Below are 14,897 nucleotides of genomic sequence, written 5' to 3'. Positions count from 1 at the left end.
CACGATGATGACGAGAGAGTCCACCACGCCGCCGGCCAGCACAGAACCGCTGGCCTCGCCGCCCTCGCGGACCAGCCGGGCACTACTGATCTGCGGCGCTGTGGCCGGGCCGGTCTTCGTCGTGGCGGTCGCCGCGCAGGCCCTCACCCGCGACGGCTTCGACCTCCGCCGGCACCCGATCAGCCTGCTCACCCTCGGCACCCTGGGCTGGATCCAGATGTCCGCGTTCATCGTCGCCGGCTTGCTCAGCGCCGCGTATGCCATCGGGCTGCGGCGGGTGCTACACCCCGGACCCGCAGGCGCCTGGGCACCGCCGCTGATGGGCGTCTTCGGGCTAGGCTTGATCGTGGGCGGGGCGTTCCGGCCGGACCCGGCACTCGGCTTCCCACCCGGCACCCCGAAGGGGAACGCAGACCCGATGAGCTGGCACGGCATAGTGCACGCCGTCGCGCCGCCGCTGGCCTTCGCCTCACTGGTGCTGGCCTGCTTCGTGATCGTCCGCCGGGCCGTCGTGGCGCGGCAACTCGGCTGGGCCACCTACAGCGCGGCCACCGGCATTGGCGCCCTCGTGCTTGTCGCCTGGCCCGGCCAGGATGGGCTGAGCATCCGACTCGCCGTCGCGGTCAGCCTCGCCTTCGCCTGGACCACCGCGCTGGCGTTTCGGTTGCTACCGCCAGCCGGCTGACAACACTCGTCCGAAAGGGGTAATACCTCCCGGATTGGAGGGAGGCGAGCAGCAGAGCCAGCACAAGTCAGCGAATGCATTGCTACTCGCTGAGTGGCAGCAGGGAGGAACGGCACGAACACCGGTAGGTGAGCGCACAGGATGATATCCATTGCCCCTTGCCGGGCAGTCGTGGCAAGCCTCCCCCGACGGGGGTAAACCTCGATGCCGAGCGCTGGTCGACAATGTGAACCGTGCGACGGAGACCGCGCTGGTACGGCGACTGCCCCGAATGCGGGCATGACTGGCGCGAAGACGAGCCGCCGGAGCCATGTAGCGAATGCCAGTATGAGATCGACCATCAGGAGCCCGGCGCTCCTATCGCCGCCTGCACAGCGGTTCCCCCGCCACCACCTGCTCGTTGAGGACAACCTGTTGCCACCTGTGGCGCTCGACGGCAACGGCGACAGCAACGTGCCCAACCGCCGGAGGCCGGCCAAGGCCGGCGACGGACGACGGACGACGGGCTGAGGTCACACACGAGGAGGGATGCGCACGGACGGCCGAGGATCCGGACGAACGCCGGGAGCGGAATTGCCGCGATCCTGGGGATCAAGGAGCGGCCGTGGCAGCGGGAGCCGCCTGGCCGGATGCCCACTCACCGGTCCACATCGCGAGGTCGTGTACCCAGCGGTCGGTGCTCTGCCTGGACTTGGCCGACCACTTCGATGCGTTCCTCGACGCGAAGTCGTCCAATACCTCACGGGCAGTCGCGGTCCATGCGGGGAACTGCGCCAGCCACTCTTCTGCCTGTTCGGCGCTGTGGCCGGCGCCAATCAACCATTGGACGAGCAACGCGAGTTCGACCCACGGAGCCGCCTTGGTTGCCCACGCCCAGTCGACGATCCGTAGGCCGTGCTTCGTCACGATCAAGTTGGCCGGATTGAGGTCGGAATGGATTAGTGTCTCGCCGTCCATCGCCGGGTGTGCGAACCCGAGCCGGGCTGCCGGGGTGAACCATGGCTGAGCGGACGCGGGAGTCTCCTGGAGTTCCTTCAATGTGACTGCTAGCAGATCGAGATCCGCACTGCCGGGTGACAGGTCGGGGTGGGGACCGGCGAGATGCTCGGTCCCCACCACGAGCCAGCCATCGGACTCGAAGTGCCACAGGACTGCGGGCGGGTGCCGGTCGATGGCCCGGGTTGCCGCCAGCTCGTAGGACAGTGACCGGACGCTCAACCCTCCAGAGGCCGCCTTGACGAAGACCCGTCCGGCTGGCCCGGTGACCGTCGAGGCGATCTCCGCGTGGTTGCCACTGGAAGCCGGGGTTACGTCGAAGGCTCCGCCGATCCGTTCGGCGATTCCTGCCGTGACACTCTCAGGCAGAGCGGTCCAGTCACTTCGCATCGGTTCTCTTCTCTGCTACTTGCCGGGCTGAGGCGGGTTCGGCGGGCAGCAGGACTCGGCCTCACCGCCCCAGAATTCCATGTCGATCCGGTAGCCGGTGTCGTGCAACGCCGCGAGCGTGTAGGTGATGGCGGTGCCGTCCTGCATGGCGTTGGTCAGGATCGGTCGGTGGTGTACGTAGTGGCCGGCGATCTCTTTGCAGGCGGCGGTGTAGGCCTCAGTGATCTGGAGGGCGGCGTGCCATACGGCGTCGACCGGGCGGGTCGGCACGACTCGGTAGGACTCGCCGGTCGGCAGAAGCATCCCGAAGTCCGGCTTGTCCAACTGGTCGGCGTACGCCTTCAGGAAGACGAGGAACTGCCCCACCGCGCGCTCGGCGTAGGTCTGGGTCACCTCCTGCCTGGCAGCGACGTAGCGAGCGATCTTGTCGAACACCTCGGCCGACACGAGGGTGCGGGGGTCTGCGGCGGTCGTCGTGACCGACCTGTCTGCGGTGATACTCAAGACTCCTCCTTCAGCCTGTGTGCTCAGCGAGCTCCAGGGTTGTCATGAACCGGGGCGGATCGACGAGTGGCCTGCGCCCTGCTGTTCACAAACTCACCCTTTCGGTCGCCCGTGTGAACGCCGGGCATGCGGACGAAGCGGCTGTCCGCATGCGGCGCTAGGTGTTCGTCCTGCAGCCACGCCATTTCGTCGTTCTTGCTTGCGTCGGGCTGAACACTGAGTGACCCTAAGTGCCCCGATGTCCACGCTGCTCAATGCCGCTAGGCGAGCAGCCTGAAAAGGCGGTGTCATGGCTCAGACCCCGCGAGCGCTTCAGCCGTCCCTATCCGAGCGGCACTACTTTGGTGCCGAGCTCCGTCGGCTGCGGGAGCGCGCCAACCTCTCGCAGGCGCGATTGGGCGCCATGATTCGGTACAGCGCCGACCTGGTGCGTCGGGTCGAGACAGCTGACCGGTTTCCCTCCCGAGAGTTCGTCGAGGCCTGCGACACGGCGTTGGCGGCCGGAGGCGCCTTGACGCGCCTGCTGCCGCTTCTCGATAAGAAGCGGGCCAGCGCGGGCAAGCTGACGGCTCCGCCGAACGGCTCCATCGGCGTCAGCAGCCTGCTGCCGGCCCACTCGGTGGAGATGTCAGGGCTGGCCGACATGGTCGTCCGGGTTCCGTTCCAGCCAGGCGTCCTCGATCGCGCCGCCCTGGACTGGCTGAACGCTTCGGCGGGACCCGGCCTGTCCATGGCCGGACGACCTGGTTCGTCCGATCAGGTTTGCGAAGAGGACGTTTTCTCCGCTGAATACGCTCTGGCGATGTTCCGGCAGTTGGACCACACCCACGGTGCCGGGCGAGTCCATGGTCAAGTACAGCGGTACGTCGAAGGGGAACTGAATCGGCTGCTGGCAAACCGCCCGGCCTCGGAGGCGGTTGGTCGGCGCCTCTACACCCTGGCGGCGGGCTTCTTCGAACTGTGCGGTTATCAGGCGGTCGACACCGGTGCCCACGGTGTCGCGCAGCGTCGCTACCTACGCGCTTTACGGCTGACGCAGGCCGCCGACGACCGCCTGTACGGCAGCTACCTGCTCGCTGTGAACATCGGGCACCTCGCGCTTCACTGCGGTCACCCCGAGCCGGCGCTGCGGATGGCGCTCACGGCGGTGCGAGGAAGTGAGACTCAGGCGACGCCAGCCGTGGGAGCCGCGCTGCACGCCGTGGTGGCGCGGACGCAGGCCCGCCTTGGGCGCGAAGGCGATTGTCTGACCCACCTCGATATTGCAGAGAGACGACTGGCCCGCAGCACGCCCGAGGACGAGCCGCCGTGGATCCGGTATTTCACTCCGGCATATCTTGCCGACGAGATCGCCCACTGCTTCCACGACCTGGGCTTACCGCAGCAGACCCAACGGCACCTGGGCGACGCCCTCACCGCGCTGAGCCCCACACACGTCCGGCGACTGGCCATCGACACCGCGCTCCTGGCTTCATCGCTGGCTGCTGCCGGCCGAATCGACGAGGCGTGCGCCACCGCCCGGGCGGCGGTGGATCATGCCGCGCAGACGACATCGCACCGCTGCTTGCAGCGCATCGTCGAGGTACAAGCCGACCTTGAGCCCTACCGATGCGAACCGGAGGTTCGCGAGTTCGGCGATTACGTGCGCCAGCAGCTACCACTCGCGGCCGTGTGAATACCCTCGACCAGTCGTCGCGGCCGCCATCACCGAGCGGTAATGAGCCAATTCCGCCTCGAGCGCCGCACCCGCCCGACTGGACGTCGCTACGTAGTGACCGACATCGCTAAGTAGCAGCAACTCGTGCGTCGTATCGAGAGCCTGCAACTGGTCGGCGAGTTCCCGCACATCCTCGGCCACGGCCACCTCATCCGCGGTGCCATGAATGAACAGCACAGGCCGCTGAACAGTGGCAGCACAGACCCGGCCGGCGCCACCCCGCAGCCGCATCGCGTGCGCCCGCTGGAACCGAGGCACAGTCTCCGCCCATCTGTCCGGATCCACGATCGCAGATACAGCGGTGGCGGCAGCGAACGGACCATCCCTCGCCACCGCTTGTAGCGCCGTGTATCCGCCAGCACTGGCGCCCCGGATGAAGACCTGCCCCGGCATCGCCCGCCCCGTCGCCAGCAGGTGGTCCGCCACCGCCGCGCAGTCATCAACGTCGTCCAGACCCCACCGGCCGTACAGCGATTCTCGGAAGGTCCGGCCATAACCAGTGCTGCCCAGATAGTCGACGTCCACCACGGCGAACCCGCGACTGGTGAAAAACTGCGCCTGCCAGTCCAGACGCAGCAGGCAAGAGGCAGTGGGCCCAGGATGAGCCCGAATGATCACGGGTGAACGCCAGTCTGCCGTCGAGCCCGTCGGCGGATACACCAGGGCCAGCACCTCACGTCCGCCCGATACGCGGACCCGCAATTCCCTCGGCGTAGACACCTGAGCCCCGGAGATCTCGGCGTGCTCGGACGTGGCAAGGACCTCCACCCGCGGATCGCCACCTGCCAGATGCGCCAGCGCGACCTGCGGGGCCGCGGTCGGTGACGACCCGATCAACCCCACCGTCATCCCCTGCGCGGCCAGGTAGGGCTTGATCGACGTGTAGGGAAGGTCGACTGCGCGGATGGCGCCATCACGGTCGATAACGATGAGGCGTTGCCGCGGCCCCTCCTGCACCACCACGGCGATCCGGCCGTCGGCAAGGAAGTCGTACGACGCGTAACCCAACTCCCACGGCTCCGCGGCACACTCACCCGCGATCGGTGCTACCGCCTCGACCGTGTAGCCGTCCCACCGATAGAGGTTCCACCAACCGCTGCGGTCCGACATGAAGTACAACGCCCCGTCGGGCCCCCACCGCGGCTCCACCGCCGACTCATCCGGGCCACCGGCGATCTTCCTCGGGTTCCCGATGCGACCACCAGACGCATACGAGGCCACCCACACTTCACACGCGTCCCAGGGCATGTCGCGCTCGCCCCAAGCAGTCCACGCCAACACCGCGGGACCCGGCCGAGGTGCGCCAAGGAATCCGCGAGATGCGGTAAGGGCCCGCAGCTGCGGAGCACCTGTCAACGACACCGAGACGAGTTCGTCTCCCTGCTCCGACTCACGCACCGCCAACAATTCGCCGTCGCCGACCGTCAGGTCTCCGAAGAGTCCTTTGTCGATTAACTCGAGCGGATCGCCGTGGCGACGGATCCGGTAAAGGCCACCGCTGCCGACGCACCAGAGGATTCCCTCGGCGACTGCGAAAGATCCACCACCGTACGCGTGAACTCTGCTGGTGACATCAAAACCGTCGGGACTGATGTCATGCCTACCCTCGCCGGGCCGCCACCTCGTCACGGTTGCGCGCCCGCCAGCTTCGGGCCGAGCCTCCAACCAATACAGGGCGCCATCACCGGCACGAAGCTGGTCATAGCTCACAGAGGCGCGGACAGCATCCTCCACCGACACAGCGGCGAAGCTTCCGTCAACCTCACGGGATCCTCCCGAGCAACTCTGGCCGTAGCCCAAGGGGCACGCTCCTCGTCAAGCAGCCCGAGGCACCGGATACCGCGCCGGGAACGTTTCGCTTCTCCGGGCCGGCGCGAGTACTCCTCGGACACGGCCGACTCTACGCCCGAAGCCTCCTGCCGCTGCTGCTGGCCGTCCTACCTCAGACCGTCGATCGGCCGGCCACGACGTCAGCGACAAAGTCGATGCGGACAACAGCCTTTGTCCGCATTTCCGGTATCGACCAGGCCGTCAGTTCGAGCCAATCTTCGGATCGTAAGGCCATTCAGGGGTGGCGCAGCAATAGATGTGTCTGCGGCGAAAAACGCGAGCCCATTGGGAGGGTGCGATGCAAATGCAAGACGACTTGGCCCGCTACGGCTACCGACAGGAACTGGCCCGGCAGTTGCGGTTCCAGGACCTGATCGCCTACGGGCTGGTGTACATGGTGCCGATCGCGCCGATGGCGATCTTCGGCAGCGTGTACGCCGGCTCTGGCGGGATGGTCGCCCTGGCCTATGCGATCGGCGTGGTGGCGTTGGTGTTCACCGCGTTCTCGTACGCGCAGATGGTGAAGGCGTTTCCCATGTCGGGCAGCGTCTACAACTACGCCGGCCGCGGCATCAGCCCACCGGTCGGGTTTCTCGCCGGCTGGGTGATCCTCCTCGACTATGTCCTCGTACCCGGGTTGCTGTATTTGGTGGCGTCGGTGGCGATGCACGCGACCGTGCCTGCGGTGCCGGTGTGGGCGTGGCTGCTCGGGTTTGTCGCGGTCAACACCGTCGTCAACTCGGTCGGGATCCGCATGACCGCGGTGGTCACCCGGGTCATGCTGGTCGGCGAGCTGATCGTCCTAGCAATCTTCATCGCCGCCGCTGGCTGGGCCCTCAGCTCGGGGAAGGGCCGGTTCAGTTGGGAGGCGTTCTACAACCCGGACACGTTCACCTGGTCCCTGGTCGCGGGCGCGGTGTCGATCGCCGTGCTTAGCTTTCTGGGCTTCGACGGCATCTCGATGTTGGCTGAGGAGGCCAAAGGTGGGGCTCGGCAGATCGGCCGAGCTATGGCCGCGGTCCTGGTGCTGGCGGGGGTGTTGTTCGTCGCGCAGACGTGGCTGGCCGCGATGCTCGTCCCCAACCCCGGGGCGTTGCTGATCGACGGTGACCCGAACGGCACCGCGTTCTACGACGCCGCCCAGATGGCCGGCGGGGGCTGGCTGGCGACCCTGTGTGCGGTGGCCACCGCGATCGCGTGGGGGTTGCCGAACTCGATGGTCGCTCAGGTCGCCACGTCCCGGCTGTTGTACGCGATGGCGCGGGACCGGCAGCTGCCCGCGTTCCTGGCGAAGGTGTCGATCCGCCGCAGCGCGCCGATCAACGCCACCCTGCTCACCGGCGCCGTGTCCCTCGCCCTCGGCCTGTACATGGCAACCCGCTCGGACGGGATCACCCTGTTGTCGTCGTTGATCAACTTCGGGGCGATGGTCGCCTTCCTGGTCCTGCACGTCTCCGTGGTCGTACATCACCTCATCCGCAGGCGTAGCGGGAACTGGTGGGCGCATCTGGTGATGCCCGTGGTCGGGTTCGTGATCCTCGCCTACGTGGTGGTGAACGCGAACATCGCCGCCCAGCGCCTCGGCCTGGCCTGGCTCGCCCTCGGCGTGATCGTGCTCGCCGGCCTGTACCTGTCGGGACGCCGCCCGGTGCTCTCCGGCCTGGCGCCCGCCGCTCCGCAGCAGCGTGACGTGGAGCGGGTGTGACCGCCATGGACAAGGTCACCTACCGTCCGGCGCGAGACGAGCTCGCTTACACCTTCGGCGGCCGGATGCCGGTCGCACACCTGCGCTCCGGCGACGTACTTGAGGTGTTCACCGAGGACTGCTTCGGCGGGCTCGTGCGCGGGCCGGCGGATCTGCCGTCGCAGGTGTGCCGCATGCCCTACCTCAACCCCGTGTCAGGGCCGTTCTTCGTCGAGGACGCCGAGCCCGGCGACACCCTCGCCATCCACCTCATCTCGATCACCCCGGCCCGGGACTGGGCTGTGTCATCGACGTTCCCGCACTTCGGTGCCCTCACCTCGACCTCCCAGACCGCCAGCCTCCAGCCGCCGCTTGAGGAGCGGGTATGGGTGTATGGCGTCGACCGGCAGGCCGGCACGGTGCGGTTCCAGGCCACCGAAACCGACCACACGGTCGACCTCCCGCTGGAGGCGATGATCGGCACCATCGGGGTCGCCCCCGGCGGGTTCGAAGCCCGCTCCACCATCGTCCCGGACACCCACGGCGGGAACCTCGACACCCCACAACTGCGCGCCGGCACCACCCTCTACCTCGGCGTCAAGGTGCACGGGGCGATGCTCGCCCTCGGAGACGGCCACGCCCGCCAAGGCGACGGCGAAGCCTGCGGCGTCGGTGTCGAGATCGCCACCACCACAATCCTCGCCATCGAGGTCATCAAGGTCGTGCCGACTATGTGGCCACGTCTGGAAACCGACACGTCGATCATGTCGATCGGGTGCGCCCGCCCACTTGAGGATGCTTACCGCATCGCGCAGCACGACATGGTCGGCTGGGTGCAGGCCCTGACCGGGCTGGAGACGCTCGACGCGTACCAGCTTGTCTCCCAGGCCGGGCGGGCGCCGATCGGCAACGTGTGCGACCCGAACTACACGGTCCTCGCCGCGGTCGACAAGGCGCTACTGCCATCGCCGGAGCCCGCCTACGGCGGGGTGCACAGCCGGCTGCGGCAGCTCGTCCCAGGGCTGGGTTAGGGGCGGCGCCATGACCGTTCCTCGACTGCCGCTGCGGGATGAGCTGTTCCTGCTCGGCCACAACGACGACACCGGCCAGCCGCACATCCACCGGCAAGCATTGGCGCTCGGGCTCGCCGGCGCCGTCCTGATCGACATCTTCCTCGTCGGACGGATCGCCCTCGACCCAAACGACGACCGTCCGGCCGGCGAGCGGTGGCTGCGCCTGCACACCGACCGACCGGTCGGCGACCTGATCGCCGACACCGCCATCGCCGCCATCCGCTGCGGGCGCACCGCCCCGCCGGTGAAGGCGTTTCTGCGTGACTTCGCCGACGACCTGTACGAGCGCACCCGCGCAGGTCTCGTCGCCGCGGGGATCCTCCGCCACAGCACACGCCGGCGCCTTGGCGGCCTCGCCCGCACCGATATCTACACGGCGACTGACAGCAAGTGGGCGATCGTCGCCCGGTCCCGCCTGCGGTACCTCGCGCAAGGCCGCGAGCAACCCGACAACCACACCGCCGCCCTCGCCGGCCTGGTCGCCACCCTCGGCCTGACCAGCCACCTCTACCTCGACGGCGACACGGCCACCCTCACAGAACGGCTGAAGGCAATCGCCGCGCAGCACCATCGGTCGGTGCGGGACATCACCGCCGCCGTCGACGCCGCGGTCGGCGACCTCGCCACTGCCACCTACCGATGACCCAACCCGAGGTACCCATCCGAAGGAGACTGCCGTGCGTATCCGCGCCGCCCGCTGGACAGACAAGGACCTGGTCGCCGCGCTGATCGCCGACGCCCTGCACTCCAGCCCGCTCGCCGCGTGGCTGGTGCCCGACCCGCAACAGCGGCACCAGGTGCTGACCGACGTGGTTGGGATCTGGGTGGAGCACGCGATGTTCTTCGGCGACATCCACCTCACCGACGATCTCACCGCCGCCACCGTCGGCTTCCACCGCTACCGGCCCATCCCACCACCAGCCAACTACCGTATCCGCCTCACCGACGCCGCCGGGAGCCACGCCGACCGGTTCGACCTGCTGGACAGCCTGCTGTCCACGAAACAGCCCACCGAACCGCATTACCACCTCGCGTTCCTCGCCGTGCGTCCTGATGCTCAGAAGACCGGTTACGGCACAGCGCTGCTTACCCATCACCGCAGCCGACTCGACAGCATTGGCCTACCGTCCTGGGCTGCCGTCCTTGCAGAAAGGGAGCACCTGTTCGCGCGCTACGGCTACACACCGCGACCACCGATCACCCTGCCCAACGGCCCGACCTTGCGTCCGGTACGTCGCAACGCTCACCGCAGCAGCAGCCTGCCGATCAACACCAGCCGCCCGGTCGACAACCGCTGGCAGGGCTTTCATGCGTAGCCCCACCGCCCTCGTCACCAAACGGACCAAGCCGGTGACACCAACGGCGGCTGACCACACTCGTCCCCAACCGATACCGCGGATCATGGCCTTCCCTCGTAGATACCCTCCGGAACTCATCGACGCCGTCGTCCAGCGTGTCGCGGATGCCCGCGCTATCAAGGCATACGGCGCCGTCACCACGGTCGCCCGTCAAATGGGCCTCGACCCACGCCTGGTCCAAAAGTGGGTGACCAAAGCCACCGCCCCAGTCCCACTCCAGCCGAGCAGGCCGGCCGCCGACTCGCGAGATATCTACCTGCCGTCGGGACTGCTGCACTGCAGGTTCTGCTACCAACCGATGGCCTACGCGCAACTGCACGACTCTGGACAGGGCTACCAGTGCCAGCAGGACTGCCGGCCGCGGCCGGTCGATGCCGCGGCCATCGCCCACACGGTCGGTCGGACCATCCTGCGACACGCGGCTCGGGTCATCCCCTCGACCACGGCGCCGACACCCCCGCAGCTGGCCGCCGCCCACGCCCACCGGGTCCTCGCCCGCATCACCGTCGGCGCCACTCCCGGCGATATCGCCCTCACCTGGCGAGCCACCCCTGTTACCGGACCCGGCCGGTTCGAGGCCGAACGTGGACAGCGGATCGCCGCTGCCCGCGATCTGGCCCACACCGAGCCGCTGCGCGCCCGGCAGCTCCTGCACGACAGCCTCACCGGCGTCGACCCCGCCACCGCGTCCGCCGACCCCCTACACGCCGAAGCCGCCAACCTTCTGGCCGAACTGCAACTCCGCCTCGGCCACCCCGCCGACGCCATCGCCTGGGCCACCTACGCCCACCACAGCACGATCCACCTCCACGGGCCCGGCCACCCGCGGAGCGTTCACGCCCTCCACCTCCAGGCCGTCGTGCATCGGCACGCCGGACACCACCAACGCGCCTACCACCTCTATCGGCAACTCGGCGAACACTTCGCCGCTACCGCCGGGCCGCACGCCCATCGAACCCTCGCCACCCACGCCACCACCGCTCTCGTCCTACACGCCCTCGGCCACTGCCAGGCGGCGCGCGCCCTGCTCGCCGACACCATCGCCACCCACCGGCGCGAACACCCCGGCCATCCCGCCACGGCCCGCATGACACAACACCTGACACACATATGGCAGGACTGCGCCGCCAAGGGGCACAAGCACCAAGACGCCTGACTACCCGCCCCGCCAATTCCAGGAGATCCCGACCGTGTCCGCACACGCAAGCAAGACCGGTGCCCTCAGCGTCACGGCATCGTCACCATCTCCTGGCCCATGACCAGCTGAGCTTCGCTCTCAACCCTGCTCGCCGGACCAGGTGACAACAACCCGCTATCCCACCCGAAAGGAGAGTGATGTCGGCGCCGCCGCACAACGCGGGACTCCATTGCGCCGAGCGAATACCGCATCAATTCAAACCAACACGACGCCCCATGGGTGAAGTAGGGCTTGTACAGCCGACGAATTCCCACCACAAGGACTGCGATGACACTGCGAGTTGACGCCGCCGCCACCCTCCGTCAGGCGATGGTGGCCACACTGCGTGACGAGGGTCTGATCACCACCGACAGCGTGGCCGCGGCCATGCACACTGTGCCCCGCCATGACTTCGCGCCCGGCGAGCCGCTGGAAAAGGTGTATCAGACGAACACCACCTTGGTTCCCAAGATCGACGCTAGTGGGCGTCAGACCAGCGTGGTCTCGGCCTCGCACATTCAGGCCATCCAGCTCGAACAGGCCGACGTACGGCCGGGCATGAACGTGCTGGAGATCGGATCAGGCGGATACAACGCCGCCCTGATCGCCGAAGTGGTCGGGCCGACCGGCTCGGTGACGACCGTGGACATCGATGCCGACATCGTTGACCGCGCCCGCGCGGGCCTGCGCCGGGCCGGGTACGAGCAGGTCAACGTCGTGCTCGCCGACGCCGAGCACGGCGTCGCGCAGCACGCGCCGTATAAACGGATCATCGTCACGGTCGGGGCGTGGGACATCCCGCCCGCCTGGCTAGATCAGCTCACCCCGGACGGCCGGATCGTCGTGCCGCTGCGCTTCGCCGGGATCACCCGGCTCATCGCCTTCGACCGCGCCCCCGGCATGTCGGTGCTGAAGGCCAGCAACTACCGGCTCGGCTCGTCCGTGCCGATGCAGGGCAACGGCGCCGCCAGCGAACAGCTGATCCCGGTCACCCCGACGTCGGACTGCGCCTCGACCAGAACAGCACTGTCACCTTCGACGTGCCGGCGCTGCGCAAGGCGCTCAACACCAAACCGGTGCAGAGCTGGACGGGGACCCGTTCGACATGCCCGACGAGCTGGAACTGTACCTGCTGACCAGCGGGCTGGAACTGCCGATGCTGCACGCCGCGCAGGCCGCGATCGACCAGGGCGTGGTCAACCCCACAGTACGCAACGGCACCCCGGCCTTCGTGCGCGGCGGCAGCTTCGCCTATCGCATCAAGCGGGAGAATCCGCAGACCGTCAGCGGCTACGAGACCGGTGTCATCGCCCACGGGCCGGCAGCCGAGCAGGTCGCCGCCGAGCTGCTCGCCATGATCCGCAAATGGGCAGACTGCTACTACCGGCGCGGTGCCGCCCACATCACCTACCACCCAAACACCGCCGACACCAGCGACCTGACCGGGTGGCACACCACCAAGCGGCACGGCGTCCTCGCCGTCGCCTGGCCGTAGAAGACTTCGGCGCTCACCTCAGCGACCACGGTGGGGGAGTGCCGGGGAACCCCTATCACCCCAATCAGGGAGGTTGTCATGGTCCAGCTCGCCACGGTCCAGCCCGACATCGAGGGCGGCACCCTCGACGACTTCGACCTGGACATCGAGTTCATCGAGGCCGGTGGCACCGTCGAGCACGTCATCAAGATGACCGAGGACAACTGCGGCAGCACCTGCGCGTCGGCCTGCACCAGCTGCTGACCAACCGCATCCGCTGGTGGCCCGCTCTGATGGCCAGCGCGGTCCAAGTGGGCAGGTCACAGAGCGGGCCATCGACATCGGGTCAGGAGTGCCCACCTCGGGAAAATGGCTCGAGGTCGGGCACTCCTCACCCGCAGACAGATGATCACGCCCGTGGGGAGGTTGGTGTGTGCCGCAGCGTGAACGACGCCTTGATGCTCCGGGCGGCCCTGCTTCGCCCCGGCCAGCTTGGCGCATGGCCTGACCTGACCAGCAGCGACACGGCGGCCAGTTGGCGGCTGTGGCTTGCCGAGACGTTGACGATTCCGGGGTTCGTGGCAGCCTTGGCCCACGCGTCACCGGACCTCGCCGAGCGGGCCACCGCCGCCATCAGCGGCGGCCTGTCGCAAGCCGACGCCCGCCGGGTGGTGCTCGCGGTCATGCGCTACCTGCTGCGCGCCACGACCCGTGCCACACCGTACGGGTTGTTCGCCGGCGTTGCCCCCGCCACCGCGAGCCTCACCGGACGCATCCGCTGGGGCACCGCGCATCGGTCTTCGGCTCGCCTCCAGGCACCCTGGTTGGCCGCCGTCCTGGATGGACTGGAATCCGATGTGCGGCTGCGCTCGCATGTGACGGTGCGCGCGAACAACTGCTGGTGGAGCGGGCGGAGAAGGTGGTGCTGGAGTACCGCGCTGCCACGAGCGACCCCCGCGGCGCGCCCACGCATCTGCGCATCAAGGCCAACGACATGATCCGCGCGGCTCTGACGCTGGCTGCTGAGCCGATCCGATGGGTCGATCGACCCGTAACGGCGGCGCATCGGATCACCACCGGTGGCATCCGTACTCATGACGAACCTCGGGGGACAAGCCCGCCTGCGCTGATGCTGGCGCGGCCGCACTGGCGGGGGCGGCCGTGAGCCGTCGGCGGCCCTCTCCTCGCTGGCACGACGAGCAGCTCGTCGAGGCGCTCGTGCCCACTCCACTGCCGACCCCGCCGCCGCAGCCGGCGCCTATGCCGACCCTGCTTCCGCCCGCTCTAAAGAAGGTCGAACAGCCTCCCAGGATCAGCAGCGGTCGAACTGCCCCCTTCTGTCTGCTTCAGTGCGCTCCACAGCACTGGCCGGGGGAAATCAGAGTCTGCCTCCGCCTCCTCTTGCTCCCGCTGTCTCTCCAGCAGTTCCTCAATCTCGGATGTGTCGAGGACGCACCGCCACCTATCGGCCACGGAGCTTAAATCTTCATAGATGCCTTCTTCATCCCCGTGCGGATCACCTTCGAGTTGGGACACCAGTTCATCGATCAACTCGGATGCGAAGGCCTCAAAATTATCGGTCATATCAGCAACGAAATGAGCAGTGACCGGAATGATGTCCATCGCGGACCTCAGAAGTCCCCAGTCCGCTACATCCTCGGCTCGCGATAGCTGTTCCAGAAGTTCTACCTCGAAGGTGGTCCGCGCTGGCCTCCACTCCTGGGGCACCTTGTCGGATCGAAGAGCCTGAAGAAGCAGAACCAGATTCCTCGTGCCCACGTACTGGAGCTTCTGAATCACTCCGCCAGCGATCTGCTCGAAAAGTCCACTGCACGGCCGCATTCGTGTGATGCTATACATGGCCAGAAGGAACTCGAGGCGCGTCCCGATGTGCCGATACCAAGGTTGATTGATGGCTCTTCGAAGTTGAGCGGGGTTCGCTGCTGGAGCCGGCCCGAGCGTGAAGGGCTCGCAGCTCATCGGTGATCATCTGAGTGTCGAATTCGGAT

The 14,897-nt window shown here is 67.7% G+C and carries 15 protein-coding genes and 1 pseudogene; 12 read left to right on the top strand and 4 right to left on the bottom strand.

All coding sequences use genetic code 11. From position 1 onward, the window contains the following. The first annotated feature begins 4 nt into the window (after nucleotides 1-4). Nucleotides 5-685, top strand: a complete 681-nt coding sequence (locus ACFYML_RS34065) for a DUF998 domain-containing protein (protein ID WP_387424552.1) — start codon at nucleotides 5-7, stop codon at nucleotides 683-685. A 591-nt stretch (nucleotides 686-1,276) separates the two neighbouring features. Here the strand turns inward: ACFYML_RS34065 and ACFYML_RS34060 are convergent. Together ACFYML_RS34060 and ACFYML_RS34055 are read right to left on the bottom strand one after the other, a co-directional pair. Then, the gene (locus ACFYML_RS34060) at nucleotides 1,277-2,071 is read right to left on the bottom strand and encodes a phosphotransferase family protein (protein WP_387424551.1); all 795 of its coding nucleotides are present in this window, start codon (nucleotides 2,069-2,071) and stop codon (nucleotides 1,277-1,279) included. Between the two features lie 15 nt (nucleotides 2,072-2,086). After that, nucleotides 2,087-2,575: a hypothetical protein gene (locus ACFYML_RS34055; RefSeq protein WP_387424550.1), complete on the bottom strand. Its 489-nt coding sequence runs from the start codon at nucleotides 2,573-2,575 to the stop codon at nucleotides 2,087-2,089. Between the two features lie 289 nt (nucleotides 2,576-2,864). Between ACFYML_RS34055 and ACFYML_RS34050 the strand changes: the two genes are divergently transcribed. Further along, a complete protein-coding gene (locus tag ACFYML_RS34050; protein WP_387424549.1) occupies nucleotides 2,865-4,250 on the top strand; it encodes a helix-turn-helix domain-containing protein in 1,386 nt (461 codons plus the stop codon). Here the strand turns inward: ACFYML_RS34050 and ACFYML_RS34045 are convergent. Next, nucleotides 4,230-6,032 carry a S9 family peptidase gene (locus ACFYML_RS34045; protein ID WP_387424548.1) on the bottom strand — a complete coding sequence of 601 codons (1,803 nt, stop codon included), beginning with the start codon at nucleotides 6,030-6,032 and terminating at the stop codon, nucleotides 4,230-4,232. The genes ACFYML_RS34050 and ACFYML_RS34045 overlap by 21 nt on opposite strands. Before the next feature lie 388 nt (nucleotides 6,033-6,420). Between ACFYML_RS34045 and ACFYML_RS34040 the strand changes: the two genes are divergently transcribed. The 10 genes and pseudogenes from ACFYML_RS34040 to ACFYML_RS33995 all read left to right on the top strand — a co-directional run bounded on the left by ACFYML_RS34040 (nucleotide 6,421) and on the right by ACFYML_RS33995 (nucleotide 14,053). Next, a complete protein-coding gene (locus ACFYML_RS34040) occupies nucleotides 6,421-7,827 on the top strand; it encodes an APC family permease (RefSeq protein ID WP_387424547.1) in 1,407 nt (468 codons plus the stop codon). A gap of 5 nt (nucleotides 7,828-7,832) precedes the next feature. Beyond that, nucleotides 7,833-8,837 (top strand): acetamidase/formamidase family protein, encoded by a 1,005-nt coding sequence (locus ACFYML_RS34035; RefSeq protein WP_387424579.1) that lies wholly within the window; start codon nucleotides 7,833-7,835, stop codon nucleotides 8,835-8,837. A 10-nt stretch (nucleotides 8,838-8,847) separates the two neighbouring features. After that, on the top strand, nucleotides 8,848-9,522 hold the full coding sequence (locus ACFYML_RS34030) for a GPP34 family phosphoprotein (RefSeq protein WP_387424546.1): 675 nt from the start codon (nucleotides 8,848-8,850) through the stop codon (nucleotides 9,520-9,522). 34 nt (nucleotides 9,523-9,556) lie between these two features. After that, a complete protein-coding gene (locus ACFYML_RS34025; RefSeq protein WP_387424545.1) occupies nucleotides 9,557-10,195 on the top strand; it encodes a GNAT family N-acetyltransferase in 639 nt (212 codons plus the stop codon). A gap of 340 nt (nucleotides 10,196-10,535) precedes the next feature. Then, the gene (locus ACFYML_RS34020) at nucleotides 10,536-11,393 is read left to right on the top strand and encodes a hypothetical protein (protein ID WP_387424544.1); all 858 of its coding nucleotides are present in this window, start codon (nucleotides 10,536-10,538) and stop codon (nucleotides 11,391-11,393) included. A 309-nt stretch (nucleotides 11,394-11,702) separates the two neighbouring features. Beyond that, nucleotides 11,703-12,347: pseudogene (gene fxlM, locus ACFYML_RS34015) on the top strand (methyltransferase, FxLD system); the annotation flags it as partial. 172 nt (nucleotides 12,348-12,519) lie between these two features. Then, complete coding sequence (locus tag ACFYML_RS34010; RefSeq protein WP_387424543.1) at nucleotides 12,520-12,909, top strand: hypothetical protein; 390 nt, start codon at nucleotides 12,520-12,522, stop codon at nucleotides 12,907-12,909. Nucleotides 12,910-12,987: 78 nt separating this feature from the next. After that, the gene (locus tag ACFYML_RS34005) at nucleotides 12,988-13,152 is read left to right on the top strand and encodes an FxLD family lanthipeptide (RefSeq protein WP_387424542.1); all 165 of its coding nucleotides are present in this window, start codon (nucleotides 12,988-12,990) and stop codon (nucleotides 13,150-13,152) included. 179 nt (nucleotides 13,153-13,331) lie between these two features. Further along, complete coding sequence (locus tag ACFYML_RS34000; protein ID WP_387424578.1) at nucleotides 13,332-13,886, top strand: lantibiotic dehydratase; 555 nt, start codon at nucleotides 13,332-13,334, stop codon at nucleotides 13,884-13,886. Beyond that, nucleotides 13,790-14,053 carry a hypothetical protein gene (locus ACFYML_RS33995; RefSeq protein ID WP_387424541.1) on the top strand — a complete coding sequence of 88 codons (264 nt, stop codon included), beginning with the start codon at nucleotides 13,790-13,792 and terminating at the stop codon, nucleotides 14,051-14,053. The genes ACFYML_RS34000 and ACFYML_RS33995 overlap by 97 nt, the downstream gene beginning before the upstream one ends. A gap of 119 nt (nucleotides 14,054-14,172) precedes the next feature. Here ACFYML_RS33995 and ACFYML_RS33990 read toward each other — a convergent pair whose 3' ends face one another. Continuing rightward, nucleotides 14,173-14,511 carry a hypothetical protein gene (locus tag ACFYML_RS33990; RefSeq protein ID WP_387424540.1) on the bottom strand — a complete coding sequence of 113 codons (339 nt, stop codon included), beginning with the start codon at nucleotides 14,509-14,511 and terminating at the stop codon, nucleotides 14,173-14,175. Nucleotides 14,512-14,897 lie beyond the last annotated feature (386 nt).

The organism is Micromonospora sp. NPDC007230 (genome assembly GCF_042869115.1).
In the GTDB taxonomy this organism is placed as follows: Bacteria; Actinomycetota; Actinomycetes; order Mycobacteriales; family Micromonosporaceae; genus Micromonospora.
This window is presented reverse-complemented; position numbering and strand designations above follow the sequence as displayed.